This window comes from Mesorhizobium sp. CA4 (assembly GCF_020165075.1).
Taxonomy (GTDB): Bacteria; Pseudomonadota; Alphaproteobacteria; order Rhizobiales; family Rhizobiaceae; genus Mesorhizobium.
In genome coordinates this window covers 21,638-44,266 of sequence record NZ_JAIUHK010000033.1, presented here as the reverse complement: position 1 = coordinate 44,266, position 22,629 = coordinate 21,638, and the positions used below count along the sequence as shown (strand labels likewise).

The window sequence follows — 22,629 nt, the reverse complement described above, 5'->3', positions numbered from 1 at the left end:
ACGACAAAGCGTGGGGAATACTTTGCGCCGCCGCTCCGCCGAATGATCTCATTCAGATGGATGATGGTGGCGTTCGGTGCCCATCCTAAGCTTGCGCCAATTCCATTGTTCAATGCGGAATCGCAGCTTCGGTCAGGCTTTAGGGACAAGCGAAATGACCATTTGTCCGGCGTGTTGCGGTACATCGACTGCGAAATTGTTCGAAGTGACGGCTGACGAAGCCTCTCGACATTTTCTCAACCCGCGCCAGGAACCCGATCGCTTTCGGAACCTGAAGAGCCACTTGTCGGACCTCTGGGGAAGCGACACATGCGATATCCGCAAATGCTCAGATTGCGGATTCGGTTTTGCAGATCCGTTCGTTGCAGGCGGGGTTGAATTCTACAACCTGGCCTGGGCGTATCCTTCCTATCCGACCATGAGATGGGAATATGCAAGAACCATCGAAGAACTAGCGGGCCTGCGGACTGACGGAAAAACGATTATCGACGTGGGTGCCGGCTTCGGGTATTTTCTCGATCGCGTCAAAAATAAATTCTTCAAAATTTCGGATATTTCCGCAGTCGATTATAACGAAACATCGCAGTCGATGTTGTCGTCAAAGGGTTTCACGACGTTCTCGAGCGACATTCGTGGAGACAGCTTTGACCAGTTGGAGGAATCATTCGACTTCATCTGCTTGTTTCAGGTGTTCGAGCATATGGACAAAGTGGACGACGTCTTCGCTCGATTGAAATTCCTGCTTAAGCCACAAGGGTCTGTCTTCATTGCGGTGCCAAATGAAAACAGAACATACTATATGGAGTCTCATGGATCCCTCATAGACATGCCCCCCAATCATATCGGCCGATGGACGAAGGAAGCCTTTGATGCGATTTGTCGGCGGCATGGCTTGCAACTGACCAAATGTGAGCGGGAACCCTTCAACCTGCTTAGTTTCCTCAAGCAAGATATTGTGAACAGCTATTTGCGTAAGGGAGAAAAGCCTGGCAGCCTGAGTGAGTTCGTCCGCGCCCTGCCGCGAAGCAAAGCTCAACGGATTGCGCAAGGCGTGACCGCTTTGGCGATTTCACCGTCACGCCTGCCGGCATGGGCATATGCGGTTAGCAACGCGTCGACGCTGGGCGGGAACGCACTCTGGGCGAGGATCGACAAAGTCTCCTCGCCGGTCGAAAAGGTCTCTTCGCCGAGCTACGGAGCCATCAAATCAGGCTGCAATGAACGGCCAGATCAATTCAAGGAAAGCGCGTAACAGTTTTCCGCCCGGAGGAGTTCGGGTAGTCGCTTAGCGGGGGAGGCTGGCCCGATCAGTTGTCGCCATGCGAGCGAGGGAACGCTACAAGATCACGTTGTGCCACTGGCCGCCCTGAACCGCAAAGTCATCAAAGATCAGCCGGGCGAAGCATCGAAGCCGGCGTGTTCGTTCGAATTGGTTGGGCCTTGTCAAGGTAGACCAGGGCCAGGGCAAGAAGGGCACCTTCCCACCCCGTATTTGAGAGGGATCCGGAACCAGTTCGAAGTTGAAAAGACTGCGGTCACCCCCAGGGCAAGCGGTGCCCAGGATGGTGCGTCATACGAACGGAACAGAAGATAGACAGCCGCGGCCATGAGGACGGAGGCCGCACGTTTGAAGAGCGCACGGCATTGCCCGCAACTTGCTCGCCCAATCGATCCAGGTCTCCCAATTCCTCAAGTCACCTTCTCGCGCAGGAGGTCGGCGCTGTCCCCGAGCCGATATCCGGCATGCTTTCTGAGATTCACCCGCGTAAGAACGCTCCCGACGGGTACTGGAACAGAATCTTCGCCCTGAAGCAGTTCCAGCACACCGCGAGCGACATGGCGTGGCGTCTTCGCCCACCGGACGGCGAAAAGCACCACGTCCGCCCATTCGGTGAGGAATCTGGCTTCCGGCCTCCCAAGCCCGGATGGCCCATTTAAGATAACGACGCTATAAACCGAGCGTAGCTCCTCCATCAGTTCGGACCCGTTCCCGCGGGACAGCAGGGTCAGCAGATCCTCCGAAGGGCCGAGGGTCATCAGGTCGACGCCGACTTCAGGCATGCCGGTGACAGCATCTCCCAAGGTACACCGATCGCAAACATAGTCCGCGAAAGAATGGCGAGCCTTGGGTCCACCATACTGGTTCAGAAACTCAAGAGTGAGCCGAGCGGCCTTGGGTTCAAGATCGACCACAAGGACTCGGCCGCCCAGGCGCGTCGCAACCAATGCCAAGCTCCATGCGAGCTCGGTCGCCCCGTCCTCGGGCGTGCTGGATGTCACAAGCATGATCTGCGAGGAGCGAGCGCTCAGTCGACTTGGAGCTGCCGCGACAAGCAGCGACGTCACGGCGCGGCTGTATCCGGACTCCTGCTGGCCTAGGACCAACTGCTTCAGTCGCTTGGCGTGCGGGGTGGCGGCCTGTGGTATGAGCGCCAGGCACGGAACCCCGAGCGCCGCTTCAGCTTCAGCCTCGCCGCGTAAAGTGCGATCGAAGTGTCGGCGCAGGAGTACGAGAATTCCTCCAATCAGGCCGAACATGATCATGCCCGGTGGAACGAGGAAAATCGGCGGAAAAGTCGTTGGATTGGCAGGCGGCCACGCTGCAGAAAGAATTCCGACTCCGGGGTTGGGTTTTGCAATCTGCCGCTTCAAGTCCTGTTGACGGGCCAACAGGTCGTTGTATCGCTGCGTCAGGATGCTCACCTGCGGCTCGAGAGCGCGCAACCCGGAGAGCCGACCGGCCGTATCCGCCACAACCGCATCGAGAACTTTCTTGCGATCTTCCAGAGCCCCGATCTGAGCGCGATAAATGTCAACCTCAGCGGCAACACGAGCGAGAGCTTGCTCTACAGCACTGTCAACCGCTTTGCCCAGGCTCTTATCTGCCGGCGCGGCGGCTTGGCGAGCCGCAAGATCGGCCAATTCGGGCGTACCGATCGCCTGGGCCAGCGATGCGAACGGTGCGTTCTGCTTACGGAGATCCTGAATGCGCTGAAGGCGGGATTCCTGCGCGGCGAGGTCAGCCTTGGACATCGATATCTGCTGAGTGAGTTCGGCCGTCTCCTTGGCCGCGTTGTCCGCCGCACCTTGATCTACCGCGCCATGGCTCAACCGGTACCTTTCAAGCCGATCCGTCGCTTCTGCGAGACTGTCTCGTATAGTCGGCAGCGTGGCAACTATCGAGTCGAGTTCCTGTTCGTCCGAAGCCTGATTTCTCCTTGCAAGATCGCCGATATATACTTGGACGAACGTATTGGCCACAAGAGCGGCTCGCGTTGGATCCTTGTCGGTAAAGCCGACACTGATCACTCTAGACTTCAGTTCCTGCCCAATCCTTATGCCCTCGCGCAGCACCTTTAGTTCAGCTGCATCTGGCTCCGCTGGCGTGCTTCGCGGCCAGATTTTTTCCAGCAGACCATCTAGAATCGAGCGCGATTTCGGCGGCTCGACGCGGCCAGGATTGGGAGAAGAGGTTGCGGTCGCGGCATCGGCTCGTTTTGTACCGTCGGCGGCTCCGGCAACATTGGCGGCATCTATTTTGCGCAGTGCCGCCACCACGCTTCGCAGATGGCTCTGCGACGAGAGCATGGTTATATGGTCGTCAATGCTGGATTCCAGCAAATCCTGGCTGGAACTCAAGCCGCCTGCCGGAGCCGCCCGGCTGGGCGCATCAACGAGGACCTGTGTGGTGGCCTCGTATAAGGCAGGCCGCGCAAGCCCCAAGAGCGCGGCAAGGACGCCGCCTGCGACGACCATGGCAAGCAGGAACCATTTTTTTCGTTGGAGGGTAATGAGGAGCTGATGGAGCGGCGTTTGCGTGTCCATCTGCTCTCCCAACGGCCGTCTCATGCGAGGGTTGATTTCGCGTACGGTCGGAGGCGCTTCGGCAGCATGCGGAAGATGGATGCGGCTAACCTTGGAACCTTCCATCTTATACTCCTGTAAGTTCGGGCATTTGAGAAAGCCCCGCTTCTGACACCGGCGACCTGCTCGCCTCTTCGTGCCATGCCTGGAACATGAGCGCCGGCCACAATTCGCGCGAATGGTCGTGCTTGCCGTCGACGTGGTCGCGCCAGCACGCATCCACTTTCGCAAGGTCGAATATCCGGTCTCCGGAATTGCGCATGCCGGCGATAAGTTCGTTGGCCCAAATGCGCAGCGGACCTCTCAGCCAGACCGCTATGGGCACATCGAAACCTTGCTTTGGCCTGTCGATCAGCCGCTCCGGAAGATAGCGATGCAGCAGGTGACGAAGGATCCACTTGCCGCCGCCATTGCGGACCTTCACGTTGGAGGGCAGGCGCCAGGCAAATTCGACAACCCGATGATCGAGCAGTGGGCATCGTCCCTCGAGGCCATTGGCCATAGTGGCGCGATCCAGCTTCACCAGTATGTCGCCGGGCAAATAACCCGCCATGTCGTCGTACAAGAGACGCGACAGCAACCCGTCGAGCTGCGGCGCACCATCGCTCGATGTGGGGAGCTTCTGCCGGGCGAGGTTTTCGACCGCCGATCCCTTCAGCCTCTGATACAACTCGTCTTCACTGGTTGCGGCGAGCAGCGGAGCAAGCCGATCAAGCCGGTCGCCGCGTAGCGCATGCCGCACACTCGCCGAAAGCGGCAGGTTTCCAACGATCTCGTGACGGACCGCGCGGGCAAGCAACCCTGCCCCGGCCGCCAAGGCCCGGCGCAATTGTATGGGCAGCCCCTGCTGCCGCTTCAGCCTCTCGGCCATGAAATGGCGGCCGTATCCCGCGAAGCATTCATCGCCGCCGTCACCCGACAGCGCCACGGTTACATGCTGGCGGGCCAGCCGCGCCACCAGCAGCGTTGGAATCTGCGATTCGTCGGCGAAAGGCTCGTCCCAAATACGCGGCAATTCTGGAATGACATCGCGTGCGGCGGCCGGGGAAAGGTGAAGTTCGGTGTGATCGGTTCCCAGGTGCCGTGCTACTTCGGCCGCATAAGGGGCCTCGTCGAAGCCGCCCTCGGCAAAGGCCACCGTGAATGTGCGCACCGGACTTCTGGATTGAGCCTGCATCAGCGCCACGACCGTGGAGCTGTCGATGCCACCCGACAGAAAGCCGCCCAATGGCACGTCGGCGATCATCCGTTCGCGAACGGCGAGCCGAAGCAGGTTGTCCAGTTCGTCGGTCAGATCCTCGTCGCTGCCGGCGATCTGGTTCTCACGGCCTTTGGCGGCGACCTCGGCCAGCGACCACCACTGTTTAACCCGGCGGCGAAGAGCGTCGGCGCCACCGGCTTCGGCCAAATCGGTGGGTCTGACGGAGAGCAGGGAACCGGGCGGCAGCTTGAACACACCCTGCCAGATGCATCTATGGTCTGGCACCCACCCTCTCGAAAGCATGGCAGCGGTCGCATCCAGGTCGAGGTCGGCGGAGAAACCCGGAAAGCACCGGATCGCCTTCAGCTCGGACGCAAAGACCAGAGCATGCCCGACCAATGCCACATAAAGCGGCTTTTTGCCCATTCGATCCCGTGCGAGATGAAGGGTTCTGGTCTTCAGGTCCCACAACCCAAACGCAAACATGCCCGCAAAGCGCTTAAGGGCGGCCTCGATGCCCCAAGCCTCGACCGCACACAGCATGACTTCCGTGTCGCCGGTGCCGCGAAACTGATGTCCGGCGTCCTCAAGTTCGCGCCGCAGGTCCCTGAAATTGTAAATCTCGCCGTTGAAGGTGGTCACATACCGGCCGCTAGCGGAACGCATGGGCTGACGACCCTTCGCCGAGAGGTCGACGATCGCCAGTCGCCGATGGCCCAGCGCAATGCCCGCTTCACGATCTGTCCAGAGCCCTTCGCCGTCGGGCCCACGGTGCCGAAGCGCCGACGTCAACTGGCCTATTGTCTCGAGCGGCTTCGTGTTCGCGGCGGCGGTAGCGAGGAGAATTCCAGAGATCCCACACATTACACAACCCTTATAGGCTCGAACCTCGGAGCGAACTCGCGAGGCCTGCCCGCAACAAGGCATAAGGTCAGCGCAAACCACACGATCGGGTGGCGGATGATCAGGTGCGGCATACTGAAGATGACGATCGACACCATAAGCGCCAACAGCGCGTCCAGCTTCGCGCGCCACGCCGACATGATGGCGGTGCCAACGAGCCAGACCAGCGCCAGAACGGAGATGACACCACCTTGAGTGTACAGATCGAGTATCGTGTTGTGGGCCTCAAAGGGTCGGGTCAGAAAATCAAACTGCCTCTGCCAGGTTGGGGGACGGTTGACATGCGGGCCCGGACCGAGGCCCATCGATCCTGTTTGCACGCCGTCCTCCAACGCCGCGCCCCAAAGATACAGGCGGAGCTCGGCGGTTTCTGCTGTCCCTTCGCCGCCATTGTCCTTGGTCAGGCTCTTGGCGAAGTTTTCGAGGGTGTTCGCCTCCGACAGAATGTAGGGAGTGATCGAGACCGCCATCGGTAAACTGCCGATGAGCAACAGAAGGACGGCTTGCCGCGAAAGACTGACTTTGTTGTCATCTGTCTTGAGCCATGTCCTGATTCTCAGCCCGAGGAACGTCAGGCACGTCAGAATGCTGGTATATAAATAGGCGTCACTCTTCGTCAGCCTTCCCACATAGAAGGTGAAGAACACGCTGGCGATGCCAAGGAGCCTAGCCCAACCATTGCTAGTGGTCGTCCCAAGATGCAAAGCCAGCGTGCCATAGATCGCGCAGTAGAGTGCGAGTTGATTTGGATTTTCCGACCAGCCGCGAAAACGATCCCAGTACCATAACTCGACATTAGACTGGGGGAGCCACCCCCAGCCTTGAGCCACCTGAATCGCAAGTGTCACATTCGCGATTGCGATCAACCACCACGCGCTGCGGCGCAAATGGCGACCGGCATCGGGCTCTGCGGCAGCCAGGCATGTAATGCAGGCCAACAGAAGATACGCTTCGGTATCGTGTACCAGTCCGGTCGAGTATACGATCGAGGTGAAATAGGCGACGACGGTGCCGAAAGCCAAAGCGACTGCCATCACCAGCCAGAAGCCGGCGAGTTTGGTCAGGGCAGGTGTAAGCACGGTACGCCCGCCGGCGAGTATCCGTCCGATCGACAGCACGATCCAGAGGACCAGAAACAGTTCGCCATAGCCGAAGGACGAGCCCGGAAGGATGAGCTGCGTCGCACCGGCCATCACGGCGCCAAGGGCAAGGAGCATGTCCCGGATCATCCGTGCATTCCACCCAGCCGGCGATCCGCCAGGTCGCGGCTAGGCGCAGTCGCGGATCGCGACCGAACAGCGCCCCCTTGGGATCTGGCGTTGATGGTTTTATCGTAGAGGTCGCAGTACTGGTCGACTATCAACGGCAAGGCAAAGCGTTCCCGAACAACTGCGGCGGAGCGGCTGCCCAGAGTCGCTGCAAGGGACCGATCCGACAGCAGCTCGATTATGCGATCCGCGAGCGCATCGGGGTCGCGCGGCGCGACAAGGTAGCCGTTCCATCCGTCTTCGATGAAATCGCTGCAACCGGGCATTCTGGACGCAACTGTCGGCAATCCTGCGAGGCCGGCTTCCAGCAACACACGCGGGATCCCTTCGCGGTATTCGGTTGGGAAGGCGAATATGTCAGCCATGCCCAGAAGAGCAGGAACGTCCTGCCGTTTGCCCAACACGACCACGTGAGACGCGAAGCGCTCAAATTCCGATGCTTCGACGGCGAAGGGGCCCTCTGACTGCCACGGACCCACAAAGACGAAGCGTGCATTTGGTCTTTTGGCGAGAACTTTTGGAATCGCCGCGAGGAGGGTCGGTATTCCTTTTTGACGAGTCAACCGGCCGACAAACATGACGACTTCAGCCGACTGCAGTCCGAATTCCTGGCGCAATCTTGCCGCCGATGGACCAAGCCGTCTCGCGGCGGCGAATGCGCCGATGTCGATACCGGAACCGCCGATAAGGATACTGTCCCCGCGTCCGATCAGCCGATAGCGCTCAAAAAATGTCCGGTCGTCGCGGTTTTGGAAGACCGTCGCAGCAGTCCAGAGGGACGCAAGCCATTGCAGGCCGCAAAAGACCGGACGAAGAGCCAAGGCGCGCGGCTGGAGTGATGAGAACGTCCAGCCCAACCCGTTGATGGTGCGGACGACCGGTGCCTGTCCACGCACCGCCAGCGGCGTCAAGAGATTGGGCTTCGTATCGAAACTCTGGACAATGTCCGGACGCAGTTCCGATATCAGTCTGCGAAGTGTTCTGACCGTGCCAGCATTGCCGCCACCAGTGGCAAAGCGGTCAAACCTATAGCTCCGGTGCGCGATGCCGTGGCGTAGGAATGGAGCTTCCTCGCTGCTTGAGACGGCCGTGACCCGAAAACCCCTCTCGCGCATCTCCATGAGAAACGGAATTCTGAGCGCGTGATCCTCGCCGCCGACGCAGACCAGGTGGGGCTTCATTTTGCCACCCCTCCCAAAAAGCTGCGGTCCGCCGGCCCAAAGTGGCTGGAACTTGGATGGTCTCTCATGGCCCGCTGTCTTTGCGAGGAATGCGTTCAATCGGTCATGAAAGCTACGGGGGGGTCCTAAGCTTGTCCTCGTCCGTTCGAATGACGGAACCAGTCGGTTCGGCGCGGTGATCAGGGCAACGGGTGTTGGAAACCGACGCGGGTCGGCCCAGGCGGTTTACTGCTGGCCGGACGAGATATCTCTCGCTATCGAGCGCGGGGATGGAGCCACCGCATGGCTCCTCGCAGGAAGCTGGTCCCAAACGCTATGCCGACCGGACGCCGAGGCTCTATGATGGCCCAGTTCGCGATGCAAGCTGCGGTCGTTCAATGACGGTGTATTCATACGCCCGGTGCCGCCGGTCTTTTTCAAAGACCCGTATCCATCGGACCTCGCAGTTTCGCAGCGTAACGTCCCGATTGGTAGCGAGCTTTGCTGCCCGGAATGGCGTTGGCGCAACAATCTTGTGGGAGACGATCACCTTTCCGGCGAAGATCTCCTCGACCTCGTAGCTCGGCATGCCATCCTCCCGCACCCTTATCTCAGGCCAGCCAATCAAACTTCGATCGCGGGGAAATGTTCCACAAATTCGAGACAAAGGCGAGAGCTAGCGACCGGCACACGCGAGAGTTGATTGAGTTGGCAGCAGATTTGATGCCGGGAGCGGCAATTGAGGACCGCAGAGGAGACCAATGGGGCCGGCCCGGATTGGTTTTGCGAGCTTATCGGCCGGCGCGAGGCCGGTTCTGACGGCCAGACCGATAGGAGCCTCGGGCTCCTATCGGCAAGGCGCCTTGTCAGATCACAACAAAGGAGCTTTCGCCCAAGTGCAGATGTGGGGAGAGACTGGCAAACTGGACCTGCGCATGGCCGCCAGCTCCGTCGTTGTCGAAGGAAAGCGCTCCTGTCGCGCTGTTGTAGATGATGTGATCGCTCGCATCATGTGCGCCGCGGCCGATGTGGAAATCGCCGGCTGCAAGCGCGCCCTTCTGAAGCCCGGCGAATATGCCGTGGTCAAGATTGATCTTGTCTCGAGAGACGTCGAAATCGGCGATCCTGTCGATATTGTACTTTCCAAGCGCCGTGTTGAACACGAAGGCATCGTGTCCGCCATACCCCTTCAACAGGTCTGATCCGCCGCCGCCATTTATCTTGTTGTCACCGTTGCTGCCAAGGATCGTCTGGCCGAACTCATTGCCGGTCAGATTGATGGCGGTTTTGCCTGCCGTTTTGGAGGTGGAGAGTTGCTCGACATGCGAGCCGGCGGACAGGGCATAGCTGACCGAGGCCATCACTTTGTCAAAGCCGCCACCGTTAGCTTCCATTATTTTGTCATGCGCATTGTTGACGTGATAGGTGTTGTTGCCCTTGCCACCCTGGATCACATGATCTGTGTGAGAAGGGTCTGTGCTTGTTGGCGGCGTCGCGCCGGATGTCGTGGGCGTCGGGCTGGATGTCGGCGGCGTCGCGCTGGACGTCGGCGGCGTCGGTTCGGAGGCTGGCGGCGTGGCCTCGGAAGTTGTCGGCGGCGTCGGCCCAGTGGTCGCGGGCGGCGTCGACGACGTCGAGCTGGTGTTGTGCTCGCGGAAGATTGCCTGCAACTCCGTAGAGTTCTCAAGCGCGGTGTCGCCGTTCTGTGCACCCCATGCATAGGTATAATCGAACGCCGGCGATGGGACCAGCTTGGCCCAGTGATCAAACACTGCCTTCGCCTGCTCAGCGCTCGGGACCGCGAAGGCAGAGCCGCTTTCGCTTACCCACTTCCCACCGCCGAAGGCCTGGAATTCCGGGACGATACGGTCGGCCGGAATGCCTGCTGCAACCGCGGCCGTAACCAAGCGATCGATCATGGAGTAGTCAGGAGTACTGCCCGTATCGGAATGGATCACATAGGCACCCATCCCGTAATAATCGATGCCCGTGTTCGCCGGATTGTAAGTGTTGGCGAAGCTCGGATTGGCGTTGGACCCCATGTTCATCATCGAGATAAAGGTCTTTGCGCCCGGGAAGTGAGAATGAATCCAGTCGGATTCGGCCTTCAGATTTGCCGCGGTCGCCAGCGGATGCCAGTGACCGGTCGGGTCGGGCTCGTCGCAGAGGTAGAATCCGAACACCTTTGGATTGTTTAGGAAAGGGGTGACTTTATCAATGAAGGACGAGGTGGCGCCATCACGGGCGTTGAGATACACTAAGGCCTTCATTCCGTCAGGTAGCGCGTTTACCTGCGAAACATATTGAACATCGACGAGATTGAATCCTGCAGCTGCCACGTCGGCGGTAGATCCACCCGCGGCATAATGGAGAGTTGCCATAGGCGCTCCTTCTTTCTTTTTGATTCGGCGAGGCCCCCCGGCGCCGCCTGAGTAGACGAAAGTTACATTAGGAAAAAGTCACATACATATTTCGCCAGTCAAAATAATTGATCGCGCCCAGTTCCTTCTTAGATCTCCTGGAGAAAAAACTCAGCGTTTTCAGTCCGGTCGCGCTTCGTTAGTCGGCGTATCAGGAAGCGTATCTCCCGGTATTATCCCCAATTTTCACCGATTCAGCCGCTCCCATTTTGGGACAGGTCACGATTTCGCTTCATTTCGATTAAAGTAGGCTACATTAGTGACGCCTCACGTCCGGCAATCGCTCGGACCTGACATATCCATGCAGTCAAGCTTCCCATATCGGGCAGGGCCAACAAAGCCGCGCGGTTTCCGCGTGAATCGGAAGGCAATGAAGACAAAGCAAGAATTCTCCTCCCTTTTACGGATCGCAATGTCGGACTGCGCTCAAGGCTTGTTTGGCGTTGGGCTTTTTTCAGCGGTGACGAACCTGCTGGCGCTGACCGGGTCCCTCTATATGCTCCAGGTCTACGATCGGGTGCTGCCCTCCCAGAGTGTTCCGACCCTGGTCGGGTTGACGATCGGAATGCTGGGCCTTTATGCGGCCTACGGGCTGCTCGATTTCGTGCGGCTTCGTCTCTTGGTCCGCATTGCCAGCCGGCTTTACAGAAACCTGCACCAAAGGGCATTCGCGATATCGGTGCTTCTGCCGCTCAAGGCCGGACGGGAGGCGGACAGGCTCAATCCGTTGCGGGATCTTGATCACCTGCGTGGCTTTCTCTCGGGGTCCGGGCCGACCGTCATATTCGATGCGCCTTGGATTCCGTTCTATCTGCTGATCATCTATCTGCTGCACCCGTCGCTTGGCGTGCTGGCGACGATCGGCGCTCTTGTCGTGGTGGCGCTGACCGCGGTCGCGGAGATCTTCGGTCGCGGGCCTGCCAGACTGACATCCGAAGCCATGATCTCGCAGCGCGCCCTTGCCGAGTCCGGCCGCCGCAATGCGGAGGTCGTCCACGCGATGGGCCTCTCTTCCAGACTGGCCGGACGCTGGAGCGACATCGTTCATAGCTACCTGACGCATCAGGAGCGGCTCTCCGACATCATTGGAGGGACCGGTTCATTGTCGAAAGCGCTGAGGATGGCGCTGCAGTCTTCAGTGCTGGGCCTCGGCGCCTATCTGGTCATCGGCGGCGAAGCGTCCCCCGGTGTGATCATCGCATCGTCGATATTGCTGGGCCGCGCGCTTGCTCCGGTCGATGCGGCGATCGCAAACTGGAAAGGCTTTCTGGCGACGCGGCATAGCTATTTCCAACTCAAGACGATGTTCGACTCGTTCGAAGACCCGATCGAACCCTTGGAATTGCCCCGGCCGCAAACGCGGCTGACCGTCGAGACGTTGACGGTAGCGCCGCCCGGCACGCCAAAGCCGACCGTGCTCGACGTAAGTTTCCAACTGTCTCGCGGCGCGGGCATGGCCATCGTTGGCCCGAGCGGTTCCGGGAAGACGACGCTCGTGCGGGCCCTGGTCGGAGCCTGGAGGCCGCTCAACGGCAAGGTAAGGCTGGACGGGGCCCCTCTCGATCAGTGGGACCCGCATTCGCTCGGCGCTCATATCGGCTATCTGCCGCAGGACGTTGAGCTTTTCGATGGAACAGTGGCGGACAACATCTCGAGGTTCGGCGGCAAGAGCGATCCCAAAGGCGTGCTCGCAGCCGCGAGAGCAGCGGGCGTCTATTCGATGATCATGCATCTGCCGGAGGGTTTCCAAACCCGCATCGGCGAGGGAGGCAGGGCCCTGTCGGCAGGCCAGAGGCAATTGATCGGTCTCGCCAGGGCGCTCTATGGCGAGCCGTTTCTGGTCGTTCTGGACGAGCCTAACTCAAATCTCGATGTCGAAGGTGACGCAGCACTTGCCGGAGCTGTTCTGGCCGTGCGTCAACGCGGAGGCATTGTGATTGTTGTCGCCCACCGCCCGTCCGCTCTCACCAATATTGATCAGGTTCTGGTGCTGGCCAACGGCATGGTCCGCTCGTTTGGCTCCCGCGAGGAGGTCTTGTCGAGCATGGCGCGACCACCCGCTCCCGCCAGCCACCGTCCGATCATTCCGACCCAAAGAGGAGTGAGCGGCCATGCGTGACGTCTTGCCTCGCGTTTTTGCGGACCTGCGGTCCTATGCTGGCTTCGGTGCTGCTTCGCGCTCCACAGGCGCGAACGTGTTGAAGCCGCCCGGCAGCCTCGGTCCAAGCTTGGCTCTTGGCCTCGGGGTGACTTGCCTGCTGGTGGCTGGCGGAGGGCTGTGGCTCGGCTTGACGGAGATTGCCGGTGCCGTGATCGCCCCCGCGACCGTGGTGGTTGAAAGCAACACCAAGAAGGTGCAGCACCAGGCCGGCGGCACGATCAGCGGCATCTTTGCACAGGATGGCGATCATGTCCGGGCGGGCGACGTATTGGTCAGGCTGGATGATACGCTGGCAAGCACAAACCTTCAGATCATCAGCGAGGATTTCGATCGCGCCACAGCGCGGCTTGCCCGTCTGGAGGCGGAGCGTCAGGGGCTGACGACGATGCAGCTTCCAGCCGCTCTTCAAGCGGAGATGAACAAGCCAAGCGTGGTGGCGCTGGTCAATGGCGAGCGCGCCTTGCTCGAGACGCGGGCTTCGGAATTGGCCGGCCAAAAAACGCTTCTTCGCAGCCAGACCGAACAGATCCAGCGACAGCTCGAAGGCCTGAAGGCCCAGCAGGCCGCGATGGACGAATCCGCGGCTTTGCTAGGCCGCGATCTCACCGATGTAGACGCGCTCTACTCCAAGAAACTGGTTTCGAAAGAGAGGCTCAGCAACGTCAGGCTGGACGCGACACGCGCCAAAGGAGAGTCCGGGCGGCTGGCGGCGGCCGTGGCGGAAGCGCAGGTCAAGATCACCGAAACCGAGTTGCAGGTTCTGCAGCTTGACGAGCAAAGGCGCAGCGAAGTAACCAAGGAGCTGCGCGAAACGGAAGCCAAACGGACCGAGCTCGCCGAACGCAAGATCGTTGCTCAGGACGAGCTGACCAAAACTGAAATCCGCGCCCCGCAATCGGGAACGATACAGCAATCCACTGTCCACACGATTGGCGGTGTAATCGCTCCAGGGGAATTGCTGATGACGATCGTCCCCGATACGGACGATCTTGTCGTGGACGCGCTCATTCCTCCGGCGCGGGTGGATGATGTTCAGCCAGGTCAGCCGGTCTCAATCCGTTTTCCGGCATTCGATGCTGGCACGACACCCGCCTGCGAGGGCGCGGTGAAGTGGATTTCCGCAGACCTGATCAAGGACCCGCAGCGCCAGCTCTCCTACTTCTCGGCACGCATCAGCGTCGACAACAAGACGGGCTGCCTGAGGGATGCGAAGGTGCTCAAGCCCGGCATGCCGGCCGAGGTTCACATAAGCACCGGCCAGCGCAGTGTCTGGTCTTATCTGCTGAAGCCGCTCACCGACCAAATGTCACGCGCTTTCCGGTAGGCAAACACAGGGTCCAATCCGGCGCTTGCGCCCCGCCACTGCGCGTCTTAAAGCGCGTCGCGCTGAAACGGATTCAGGCGACGTGCTTTAAGCTTTGTTTTTGATGCATGTCGTTGTCCCAGAACCGCCGCACACTTTCCGCGCGACATGCATCAGCTTCCGGAAAACGAGGCGTGCCCGCCCGACCGCACGTCCTTAGGCCGCCGGCGTCCTTCGTTCGCATGGCAAAAAAATCAGCAAGAGCTGATATGTCTTGGTTCAGCCGGCGCCATGTTTTTCGTTCCAGCCCCCACCAGTCAGGCCCGGCGCATTGGTGACTCGAGCCGCCAGAGTGCCGGGCCGCTCCGGTGCAGAACCGCGGAGTGATGAGACAGGCAGTCGGGCTGAATGGATGGGAACCCCATTGTCGGCGCGTTATGGGCGCCGGAAAACTCCTAACATCCCCATCGTTCCGTCCGGCTACCCGCTGATCGATCGGAAGTGAGCCGCGGCACCTTGGTCCTCGGTACGGCCTTTTTCGGGTTCTTTTCACCCGCACGGCCACGGTTGCGCCTGAAGAGGTGAAGCCCGCTATGGCTGGAGCAGAACGCCACCATATTGCGCCCAAAGGTGTTCGCAGTCCCACGCCCTCAAACTTGGCGTTCCTGGTTCGCCATATAAGACCATTGCATGGCGAACATCGTATCCAAGCACTGATGCGTTAGCGACGAACTGGATGGCTTGTCCTAAGCTGATGGCGCTGATCCGGGTTTCGATTTTGCTATTGAGATCGATGATGCCGAAAACCTCAGCGCCTGCACCTCTGCCGGCCAAAACAGCCGTTGAGATCGCGTCATCCAAGGCAAGGAGCATCGCGCAGTCCCCGTAACCAACCCCCGCTAACTTCGACACGCGAAATTTGTTCCGGCTCGATACGAATAATAGGGAAGCGTGCAGAAATAAGCAGCCTGGTCGGCGGGAATATTGGGGACGGCGCGCGTTTAACGGAAATGGCGATGGTACCGTTGGCTGGGCTCGAACCAGCGACCCCCAGATCCACAATCTGGTGCTCTAACCAACTGAGCTACAACGGCACGCGTGCCTGAGCTGGATCGAGGTGAAGCGTCTTTCTCCGTGATCCGCCCTGTCGTTCGGCGATGCGTCAAATACGGGCTATCGGATTCTAATTCAAGGGCCTTGATGAGGTAAAGGACGGGTTTCCTCATCCGCCTACGTCAAGGCAAAGAAAAGGCCGGCGGGAGGAGGTGCCGGCCTTTTCCTGTTCCGAGCCAGCGGGAGGAGGTGCTGGCTGGTCACCCCGGAGACGGAGGGAGGAGGTTCCATCCCCGGGTATCTGGTTATTCAACCCTATCGCACGACTATTTGTCTGACGAAATGCGACGTTTTGATGCATCGCAGGGTTGCGCGCCGAAATCAGGCAGCCTTGACGTCCCTTATCGCCTTCTCGAAAGCAGTCTTGACCGGCTTGGAGACATCCTCGACCGCTTTGGTGGCAACGGTCTGGAATTCCTTGGCCTGCTCGACAGCCATTTCGACGCGCTTGCGCAGGAACGCAGTCTGCAGTTCGACGACTTCCGAAAGGGTCTTGGCGCCGACAAGGGCTTCGAGGTGCGAGAAGTTGGCCTCGGCATTGGCGCGCAGCGCGGCGATGGCCTTCAGCGAAACGTCGCTGGAAACGGTCTTGGCGGTCTCGTAGGTCGACTCCAGAACCTTCTGGGTCTCCTCGGCGCCGGTCTTCAGCTTGGCGTACGCTTCCTTCGACTGCTCGACGCCCTTCTCGGCGAAGGCGCGGATCTGGTCGGTGGCCTTGGAAGCGTCGAAGCTCGGGAATTCGACGTTTTCGATGGTCTCTGCGGTCTTGGCAGTGGTCTTGGACATCTTCCAACCTTTTCGGGATAGCGGCTTTGACAGAAAGCCGTCTCGTTCATGTATGGTGGCAATATAAAGGTTTTTTTGTGCGTTGCAACATCTTTGTTGCAGTGCACCATAAAATCTTCCCATACGTCAGCCGTATGGGCCGTTAACCACGAGCCCAGAGATTTCGACCGATGCAAGCCTAGGCTTGTGGACCTCAAGGCCACGGGCTTTTATTAACAAAGCGTTAACTGAAAATGCCCGCTCCGGAGGGTCGGCCAGCGAATGCCGCCTGAAAACTACTCCTTCCTCGACGTCGCCGTGCTCGACGCGGTGCGCCAGCGCTTTGCCGCGGGCGACGCCTTGGCCATTTTTTCGGCCGACCTCGAACAGGTGATCTGGGCGAACGGTCCGGGGGCGTCGGTATTCGGTTATCCGGATATCGAAGCCATCATCGGCACATCGGCGCAGCTGCCGCTGGTCGCCCGGCGGCAGATCATGGCGACCAGCGGTTTTCCGGATATCGGCAGCGACCGCGCCATCACGGTGAGGCTGGCCACAGGCATGGTGAGCCGCGCCGTCGGCTTCCTCGCCAGCGCCGTAATGATGCCGGACGGCGAGAAGGCAATCCTGCTCGCGGTACCGGCGGCGCAGACGAGCTCGCGGAGCGCCGGCGAGATCGCCGGCCGCGCCATCGGCGGTTTCACCGAGGCCGGGCATTTCATTGCCTTCGTCGACGCGCAAGGCGAGGTCGAAGCAGCCTCGGACGGCTTCGCGGCGCTTGGCATCGAGCCGCGGACGCTGGCGGCCCTGGTTGCGGACGTGGCAAGCAGCGGCGACCGCGTCGTCAAGCGCCTCGTGCCTGGCGCCGACACCGCCTACCCGGCCGGTTTTGCGCGGCTCACCGACACGCGCCATCTGCTGGTGGTGATCGATGAGGACCAGCTCGACGACTCGGATGGCGACCAAGCAGATCGATCGACCACCGACCAGGGCGATCAGACCAGCGATCTAACGGCTGCACCCGAGTCCCAGTCCGCCCCGGACAGCTCTGTGCCGGCCGCGGCGGCCGGTGAAAAGGCCGAGCCGACCCAAGACGAACGGCCGGACGCTGAAAGCCGTAGCTTGGCCGAGCAGCGGCCCATTCAGCCTGGCCGTCAGGCCGACGCCGCCGACTCCAGCCGGGAGCCCGCCGATGCCGGAGCCGCCCAGCACGACCATTGGTATTTCAATACCGGCGACGACAGCGCCGGGCATGCTCGACCGGCAGCACCGGCGAAGGACAAACCGGAAGGCGCCGCCACGGCCGAAGGCCAAGGACAGGATGGCGCCGAAGCCGCCGGAGGCGAAACCGCCAAATCAGCCCGGCTGACCCCGCCCCGCGACATCGATCGCTCCGCGCCGCCGCTGCGCTTCGTCTGGCGCACCGATGCCGAAGGCAGGTTCAGCGCGCTGTCGCCGGAATTCGCTGACATCGTCGGCCAGCCTGCCGCCGATGTGATCGGCCGCCGCTTCAGGGATGTCGCCGCCACTTTCGGTCTCGACGCCTCGGGCGAGATCGCCGGCCTGCTCGACCGGCGCGATACCTGGTCCGGCCGCTCGGTGCTGTGGCCGGTGGCCGGAACCGGTCTGAAGATCCCCGTCGATCTGGCGGCGCTGCCCGTCTATGGCCGCAGCCGCGCCTTCGAAGGTTTTCGCGGTTTCGGCGTCGCGCGCAGCGCTGACGCCGTGGTCGATCCCGAAGCGCTTGGGATGGCTTTGGTGCCGAATGCCGCCCCGACTGAGGCCGCCTCCGGCGGGACCGAACCGCCAGCCGAGAAGCCGGCGGAGCGGACGCCGCCGGAACAGCCGAAGCCCGAAGATCCGTTCCAGGGTGAAGTGCCGGCGCTGAGCATCGTGCCGAAGCCGGAGCGGCGCTTCGCCGACAAGGTGATAAGGCTGGCCGAGCATCGCCATCCGGCCAACGACAAGCAGCCGGGGAGCGACACGCCGGCAAATCAGCGGAGCCTGTCGGTCCTTGAGCGCAGTGCCTTCCGCGAGATCGGTGAACGCTTGCGCAGGGACAGTTCCACGCCTGCCGAGCCGAATGCCCCGGAAGCCGACAAGCGGCCCGATACGGCAGCCGCCAGCGGGGACACGGCGGCGGTGAAGAAACCGGCCAACGAAGCGAGGGCCGACGCAAACCAGCCGCTTGCCCCTGATGTGTCGGAGCGCGACGATTCCGCGCGGGAAGCAAGCCCGGCGTCCGCATCGCAAGCCGACGACGCGAAGGCCGACGCGGAGACCGCGGAGGCGCAGACCGAGGCGGAAGACCAGGAAGACCTGGCGCGGCTCGACGGCATCGATGATGCCGGCGAGACGGGCGCCGCCGGCCAGACCGGGACCTCGGCAGGTTCCGGCTCGCTGCTCGACTATGCCGATGAGGAGAAATCCGCCGAGAAAATTGGAGGCGCGCCGGTTTCCCAGCCCGAACAGGCAGAGGACGCCCGGCAGGCTGCCGTGGAGCCGGAGCAGCCGGCCGCCGCGCAGCTGGTCGCTACCGGGCAGTCCGCCCCTGAGGCGACGGCCGACGACGACAGCATGAGCGCCGACGATTTCCGCGATGCGCAGGAGAATGAGGATTGGGCCGGCTCCGACGCGGATGCCGCCAAGGCCGCGGAAGAACAGCCGAAAGAGGTCCCGGCGCGGCCGCGCCTCGACGTGCCGCCGCTTAAAGTATCGGGTTTTGTGCCGTCCGCGTTTTCGACCGGAGAAGAAGCCAAGGCACCCGATACATCCATCCTCGCCAGGCTGCCGGTGCCGCTGCTCATCCATTCGGGCGACGTGCTGCATTATGCCAATGACGCCTTCCTCGAACTCACCGGCTACGGCGCGCTGGACGAGCTCGCGGATGCGGGGGGCCTGGGCGCGCTCTTTGCCGATCCCTATGCCGAGGACACCGCGACGGACGAAAGCGACCACTCGCTGAAGCTCAAGACCCGCCAGGGCATGGAATTCCCGATCGACGCGCTGCTGCGCTCGGTGCCGTGGCGCGGCGGCAAGGCGCTGATGCTGGTGGTGCGGCGCTCCGGCGAGGACGACGCGGCGCATTTCACCGCCGCCAACGACGAACCGGCGCTGCAGCCGGACGTGCCGGAACTGAAATCGCGCATCGCCGAGATGCGCACCATCATCGACACCGCTACTGACGGCGTCGTGCTGATCGGCCGCGACGGCAATATCCGCTCGATCAGCCGGCCGGCGGAAGCGCTGTTCGGGTTCGACAGCGACGAGGTCGCGGGCAAGCCTTTCGCCTCGCTGTTTGCCATAGAAAGCCAGCGCGCGGCGCACGACTATCTCGCCGGGCTTTCGGAGCCGGGCGTTGCGAGCGTCTTGAATGACGGCCGAGAAGTCATCGGCCGCGAGGCGCAGGGGCGTTTCATCCCGCTGTTCATGACCATCGGCCGGCTGCCAAACGACAGTGGCTTCTGCGCCGTGGTGCGCGACATCACGCAATGGAAGCGGGCCGAGGAAGACCTGACGCAGGCACGCGCGGTGGCCGAGCGCGCCTCCTCGCAAAAGACGGATTTCCTGGCCCGCATCAGCCACGAGATCCGCACCCCGCTCAACGCCATCATCGGCTTTTCCGAGCTGATGGTGGACGAGAAATTCGGTCCGATCACCAACGACCGCTATCGCGACTATCTGCGCGACATCAACCGCTCGGGCAATCATGTGCTCGACCTCGTCAACGACCTGCTCGACATCTCCAAGATCGAGGCCGGCCAGCAGGAGATGGATTACGAGGCGGTGTCGCTCAACGACACGCTGGCAGAGACGGTGGCGATGATGCAGCCGCAGGCCAATCGCGAACGCGTCATCATCCGCTCCAGCTTTGCCTCGCGGCTGCCGGAAGTGGTGGCGGATCTGAGAAGCGTGCGCCAGATCGCCCTCAACATCCTGTCCAACGCCATCCGCTACACCCAGGCCGGTGGCCAGGTGATCGTCTCGACCGCTTACGAAGCCTCCGGCGATGTCGTCATGCGCGTGCGCGACACCGGCATCGGCATGACCCAGGCCGAGATCGAGCAGGCGCTGAAGCCGTTCAAGCAGATCAATGCGTTGAAGCGCGGACGCGGCGATGGCACCGGCCTTGGCCTGCCCCTCACCAAGGCCATGGTGGAGGCGAACCGCGCCCGCTTCGCCATCACCTCGACGCCAGGCGAAGGAACCCTGGTCGAGGTCGGCTTCCCCTCGACCCGCGTGCTCGCCGAATAACTTCGCAGGAAGCGTTCGGCCAAAGAAAAAGGCGTCCTGGGGGACGCCTTGAGAAATGGGATGCTGTCACAACGGGGGCTTGAGCTGAACCTCAGGGGATGAGGAACGGGATTTCTCCCTCAAGTTACACGCGACTATCAGGGTCGTCCCTTAACAACTCCTTACCGGGCCACAAAAAAATTTACGAATGTGTACCACCCGTGAAATCTAGGTAAATTCGCCGGGCAGATTTCGTTAACCACATCGGTCAGCTTGCCAATTGCGGCAGGTCGCGGAACAGCTCCAGCGCCTCGGGATTGGCGAGCGCTTCCTTGTTCTTGACGGTGCGGCCGTGGACCACGTCGCGCACGGCGAGCTCGGTGATCTTGCCGGACTTGGTGCGCGGGATGTCGGCGACGGCGATGATCCTGGCCGGCACATGGCGCGGGCTGGCGCCGGAGCGGATCCTGGCACGGATGCGCTTTTCCAGATCCTCGTCCAGGGTAACGCCGGCGGCCAGCCGCACGAACAGCACGACACGGACATCATTGTCGAAATCCTGGCCGATGCAGAGCGCCTCGATAATTTCCGGCATCTGCTCGACCTGGTTGTAGATTTCGGCCGTGCCGATCCGGACCCCGCCCGGATTGAGCGTGGCGTCGGAGCGGCCGTGGATGATCATGCCGCCATGTTCTGTCCATTCGGCGAAGTCGCCATGGCACCAGACATTATCGAAACGCTCGAAATAGGCCGCGTGGTACTTCTTGCCTTCGGGATCGTTCCAGAAGCCGATCGGCATCGAGGGGAAGGCCTTGGTGCAGACCAGCTCGCCCTTCTCCTGCCGGATAGGCTTGCCGTCATCGTCCCAGACGTCGACCGCCAGGCCAAGGCCAGGGCCCTGGATCTCGCCGGTCCAGACCGGCTCGATCGGCACGCCGAGCACGAAGCAGGAGACGATGTCGGTGCCGCCCGAGATCGAGGCCAGATGCACGTCCTTTTTGATGCCGCCATAGACGAAGCGGAAATCCTCCGGCGACAGCGGCGAGCCGGTGGAGGAGATGGTGCGCACGCTCGACAGATCGTGGCTCGCGATCGGCCTCAGGCCGGCCTTACGCACAGAATCGATGAATTTGGCCGAGGTGCCGAAATAGGTCATCTTCTCGGCATCGGCGAAATCGAACAGTGCATTGCCGTCGGGGTAGAAAGGCGAGCCGTCATAGAGCAGCAGCGTCGCGCCGGAGGCGAGGCCCGAGACCAGCCAGTTCCACATCATCCAGCCGCAGGTGGTGAAATAGAAAAGGCGATCGCCGTCGAGCAGGCCGGCATGCAGCCGGTGCTCCTTGACGTGCTGGATCAGCGTGCCGCCTGCCGAATGCACGATGCATTTCGGGATGCCGGTCGTGCCCGAGGAAAACAGGATGTAGAGCGGATGCGCAAAGGGCAACCGCTCGAAGCTGACGGTCTTTACGGCAAAGGGCGAGAGCGCATCGTTGAGCGCGGTCGCCTTGTCGATGGTGGCCGCGACCTCCTGAGAGGTGCCGAGATAGTCGACGATCAGCACCTTGCGCAGCGTGCCAAGCTTGGCCGCGACCGCGCGGACCTTGTCGGCCACCTCGATCGCCTTGCCATTATACCAATAGCCGTCGGGCACGATGAAGACGACCGGCTCGATCTGGCCGAAGCGGTCGAGCACGCCCTGCTCGCCGAAATCGGGAGAGCACGACGACCAGACAGCGCCGATCGCGCTTGCCGCCAGCATCGCGGCGATGGTTTCGGGCATATTCGGCATCATGGCGGCGACGCGGTCGCCGGCCTTGACGCCGAGTGACAGGAAGAGCTGCTGCAGCCGCGAGGTCAGCGCGTGGAGCTCGTTCCAGGAAAGCCGCCGCTCGACCTTGTCCTCGCCGCGAAAGACGATGGCCGGCCCACCGCCGGTCTTGTGCAAAAGATTCTCGGCGAAATTGAGCCTCGCGTCGAGGAAGAAGCTGGCGCCGGGCATCCGCTCGCCGTCGACGAGGTGCCGCTCGCCCTTGTCGCCGACAAGCCCGCAGAAATCCCAGACCAGGCTCCAGAAGGCTTCGCGGTTGTCGATCGACCAGCGATGGAGTTCGGCATAGGAGGAGAAGGAAAGCGCAGCCTTCGCTTCCGCGGCCTTCATGAACGCGGTTAGGGGCGCTGCGTCGATGCGCTCCTGCGTCGGGGTCCACAAAGGTGTGTCGGCGGCCATCATCGCTCCTC

Annotated in this window: 12 protein-coding genes and 1 tRNA gene; 4 read left to right on the top strand and 9 right to left on the bottom strand. The window is 61.4% G+C overall.

All coding sequences use genetic code 11. The features are described 5' to 3' along the window. Positions 1-205: 205 nt before the first annotated feature. Positions 206-1,252, top strand: a complete 1,047-nt coding sequence (locus tag LB528_RS23605; protein WP_224515824.1) for a class I SAM-dependent methyltransferase — start codon at positions 206-208, stop codon at positions 1,250-1,252. Positions 1,253-1,689: 437 nt separating this feature from the next. Here the strand turns inward: LB528_RS23605 and LB528_RS23600 are convergent, their stop codons facing one another. From LB528_RS23600 to LB528_RS23580, 5 genes are all read right to left on the bottom strand, one after another. After that, on the bottom strand, positions 1,690-3,930 hold the full coding sequence (locus LB528_RS23600) for a GumC family protein (protein ID WP_224716502.1): 2,241 nt from the start codon (positions 3,928-3,930) through the stop codon (positions 1,690-1,692). Between the two features lies 1 nt (position 3,931). Further along, positions 3,932-5,929, bottom strand: coding sequence for an asparagine synthase (glutamine-hydrolyzing) (asnB, locus tag LB528_RS23595; protein ID WP_224716501.1), 1,998 nt, complete (start codon positions 5,927-5,929; stop codon positions 3,932-3,934). Continuing rightward, a complete protein-coding gene (locus tag LB528_RS23590; RefSeq protein ID WP_224515758.1) occupies positions 5,929-7,197 on the bottom strand; it encodes an O-antigen ligase family protein in 1,269 nt (422 codons plus the stop codon). Before LB528_RS23590 ends, asnB begins: the two co-directional genes overlap by 1 nt. Next, positions 7,194-8,417, bottom strand: coding sequence for a glycosyltransferase family 4 protein (locus LB528_RS23585; protein WP_224716500.1), 1,224 nt, complete (start codon positions 8,415-8,417; stop codon positions 7,194-7,196). Before LB528_RS23585 ends, LB528_RS23590 begins: the two co-directional genes overlap by 4 nt. Positions 8,418-9,262: 845 nt before the next feature. Beyond that, the gene (locus LB528_RS23580; RefSeq protein ID WP_224716499.1) at positions 9,263-10,777 is read right to left on the bottom strand and encodes a calcium-binding protein; all 1,515 of its coding nucleotides are present in this window, start codon (positions 10,775-10,777) and stop codon (positions 9,263-9,265) included. A gap of 409 nt (positions 10,778-11,186) precedes the next feature. Here LB528_RS23580 and LB528_RS23575 point away from each other — a divergent pair, with 409 nt between their 5' ends. Both LB528_RS23575 and LB528_RS23570 read left to right on the top strand, forming a co-directional pair. After that, positions 11,187-12,935, top strand: a complete 1,749-nt coding sequence (locus LB528_RS23575) for a type I secretion system permease/ATPase (protein WP_224716498.1) — start codon at positions 11,187-11,189, stop codon at positions 12,933-12,935. Then, a complete protein-coding gene (locus LB528_RS23570; RefSeq protein ID WP_224515767.1) occupies positions 12,928-14,301 on the top strand; it encodes an HlyD family type I secretion periplasmic adaptor subunit in 1,374 nt (457 codons plus the stop codon). Before LB528_RS23575 ends, LB528_RS23570 begins: the two co-directional genes overlap by 8 nt. Before the next feature lie 570 nt (positions 14,302-14,871). Here LB528_RS23570 and LB528_RS23565 read toward each other — a convergent pair. The 3 genes from LB528_RS23565 to LB528_RS23555 form a co-directional block, all read right to left on the bottom strand. Further along, the gene (locus LB528_RS23565; protein WP_224716497.1) at positions 14,872-15,153 is read right to left on the bottom strand and encodes a hypothetical protein; all 282 of its coding nucleotides are present in this window, start codon (positions 15,151-15,153) and stop codon (positions 14,872-14,874) included. 144 nt (positions 15,154-15,297) lie between these two features. Beyond that, a tRNA-His gene (locus LB528_RS23560) sits at positions 15,298-15,374 on the bottom strand. Between the two features lie 340 nt (positions 15,375-15,714). After that, positions 15,715-16,179, bottom strand: a complete 465-nt coding sequence (locus LB528_RS23555) for a phasin (protein ID WP_224716496.1) — start codon at positions 16,177-16,179, stop codon at positions 15,715-15,717. 261 nt (positions 16,180-16,440) lie between these two features. Between LB528_RS23555 and LB528_RS23550 the strand changes: the two genes are divergently transcribed. Next, positions 16,441-20,412: a PAS domain S-box protein gene (locus LB528_RS23550; protein ID WP_224716495.1), complete on the top strand. Its 3,972-nt coding sequence runs from the start codon at positions 16,441-16,443 to the stop codon at positions 20,410-20,412. Between the two features lie 247 nt (positions 20,413-20,659). Here the strand turns inward: LB528_RS23550 and LB528_RS23545 are convergent, their stop codons facing one another. Then, a complete protein-coding gene (locus LB528_RS23545) occupies positions 20,660-22,618 on the bottom strand; it encodes an acetoacetate--CoA ligase (RefSeq protein ID WP_224716494.1) in 1,959 nt (652 codons plus the stop codon). Positions 22,619-22,629 lie beyond the last annotated feature (11 nt).

What these genes read in the sequence shown, in the direction of transcription:
- LB528_RS23600 (WP_224716502.1), bottom strand. Translation starts at nt 3,930, where the DNA reads ATGGAAGGTTCCAAGGTTAGCCGCATCCATCTTCCGCATGCTGCCGAA.
- asnB (WP_224716501.1), bottom strand. Translation starts at nt 5,929, where the DNA reads ATGTGTGGGATCTCTGGAATTCTCCTCGCTACCGCCGCCGCGAACACG.
- LB528_RS23590 (WP_224515758.1), bottom strand. Translation starts at nt 7,197, where the DNA reads ATGATCCGGGACATGCTCCTTGCCCTTGGCGCCGTGATGGCCGGTGCG.
- LB528_RS23585 (WP_224716500.1), bottom strand. Translation starts at nt 8,417, where the DNA reads ATGAAGCCCCACCTGGTCTGCGTCGGCGGCGAGGATCACGCGCTCAGA.
- LB528_RS23580 (WP_224716499.1), bottom strand. Translation starts at nt 10,777, where the DNA reads ATGGCAACTCTCCATTATGCCGCGGGTGGATCTACCGCCGACGTGGCA.
- LB528_RS23575 (WP_224716498.1), top strand. Translation starts at nt 11,187, where the DNA reads ATGAAGACAAAGCAAGAATTCTCCTCCCTTTTACGGATCGCAATGTCG.
- LB528_RS23570 (WP_224515767.1), top strand. Translation starts at nt 12,928, where the DNA reads ATGCGTGACGTCTTGCCTCGCGTTTTTGCGGACCTGCGGTCCTATGCT.
- LB528_RS23565 (WP_224716497.1), bottom strand. Translation starts at nt 15,153, where the DNA reads ATGCTCCTTGCCTTGGATGACGCGATCTCAACGGCTGTTTTGGCCGGC.
- LB528_RS23555 (WP_224716496.1), bottom strand. Translation starts at nt 16,179, where the DNA reads ATGTCCAAGACCACTGCCAAGACCGCAGAGACCATCGAAAACGTCGAA.
- LB528_RS23550 (WP_224716495.1), top strand. Translation starts at nt 16,441, where the DNA reads ATGCCGCCTGAAAACTACTCCTTCCTCGACGTCGCCGTGCTCGACGCG.
- LB528_RS23545 (WP_224716494.1), bottom strand. Translation starts at nt 22,618, where the DNA reads ATGGCCGCCGACACACCTTTGTGGACCCCGACGCAGGAGCGCATCGAC.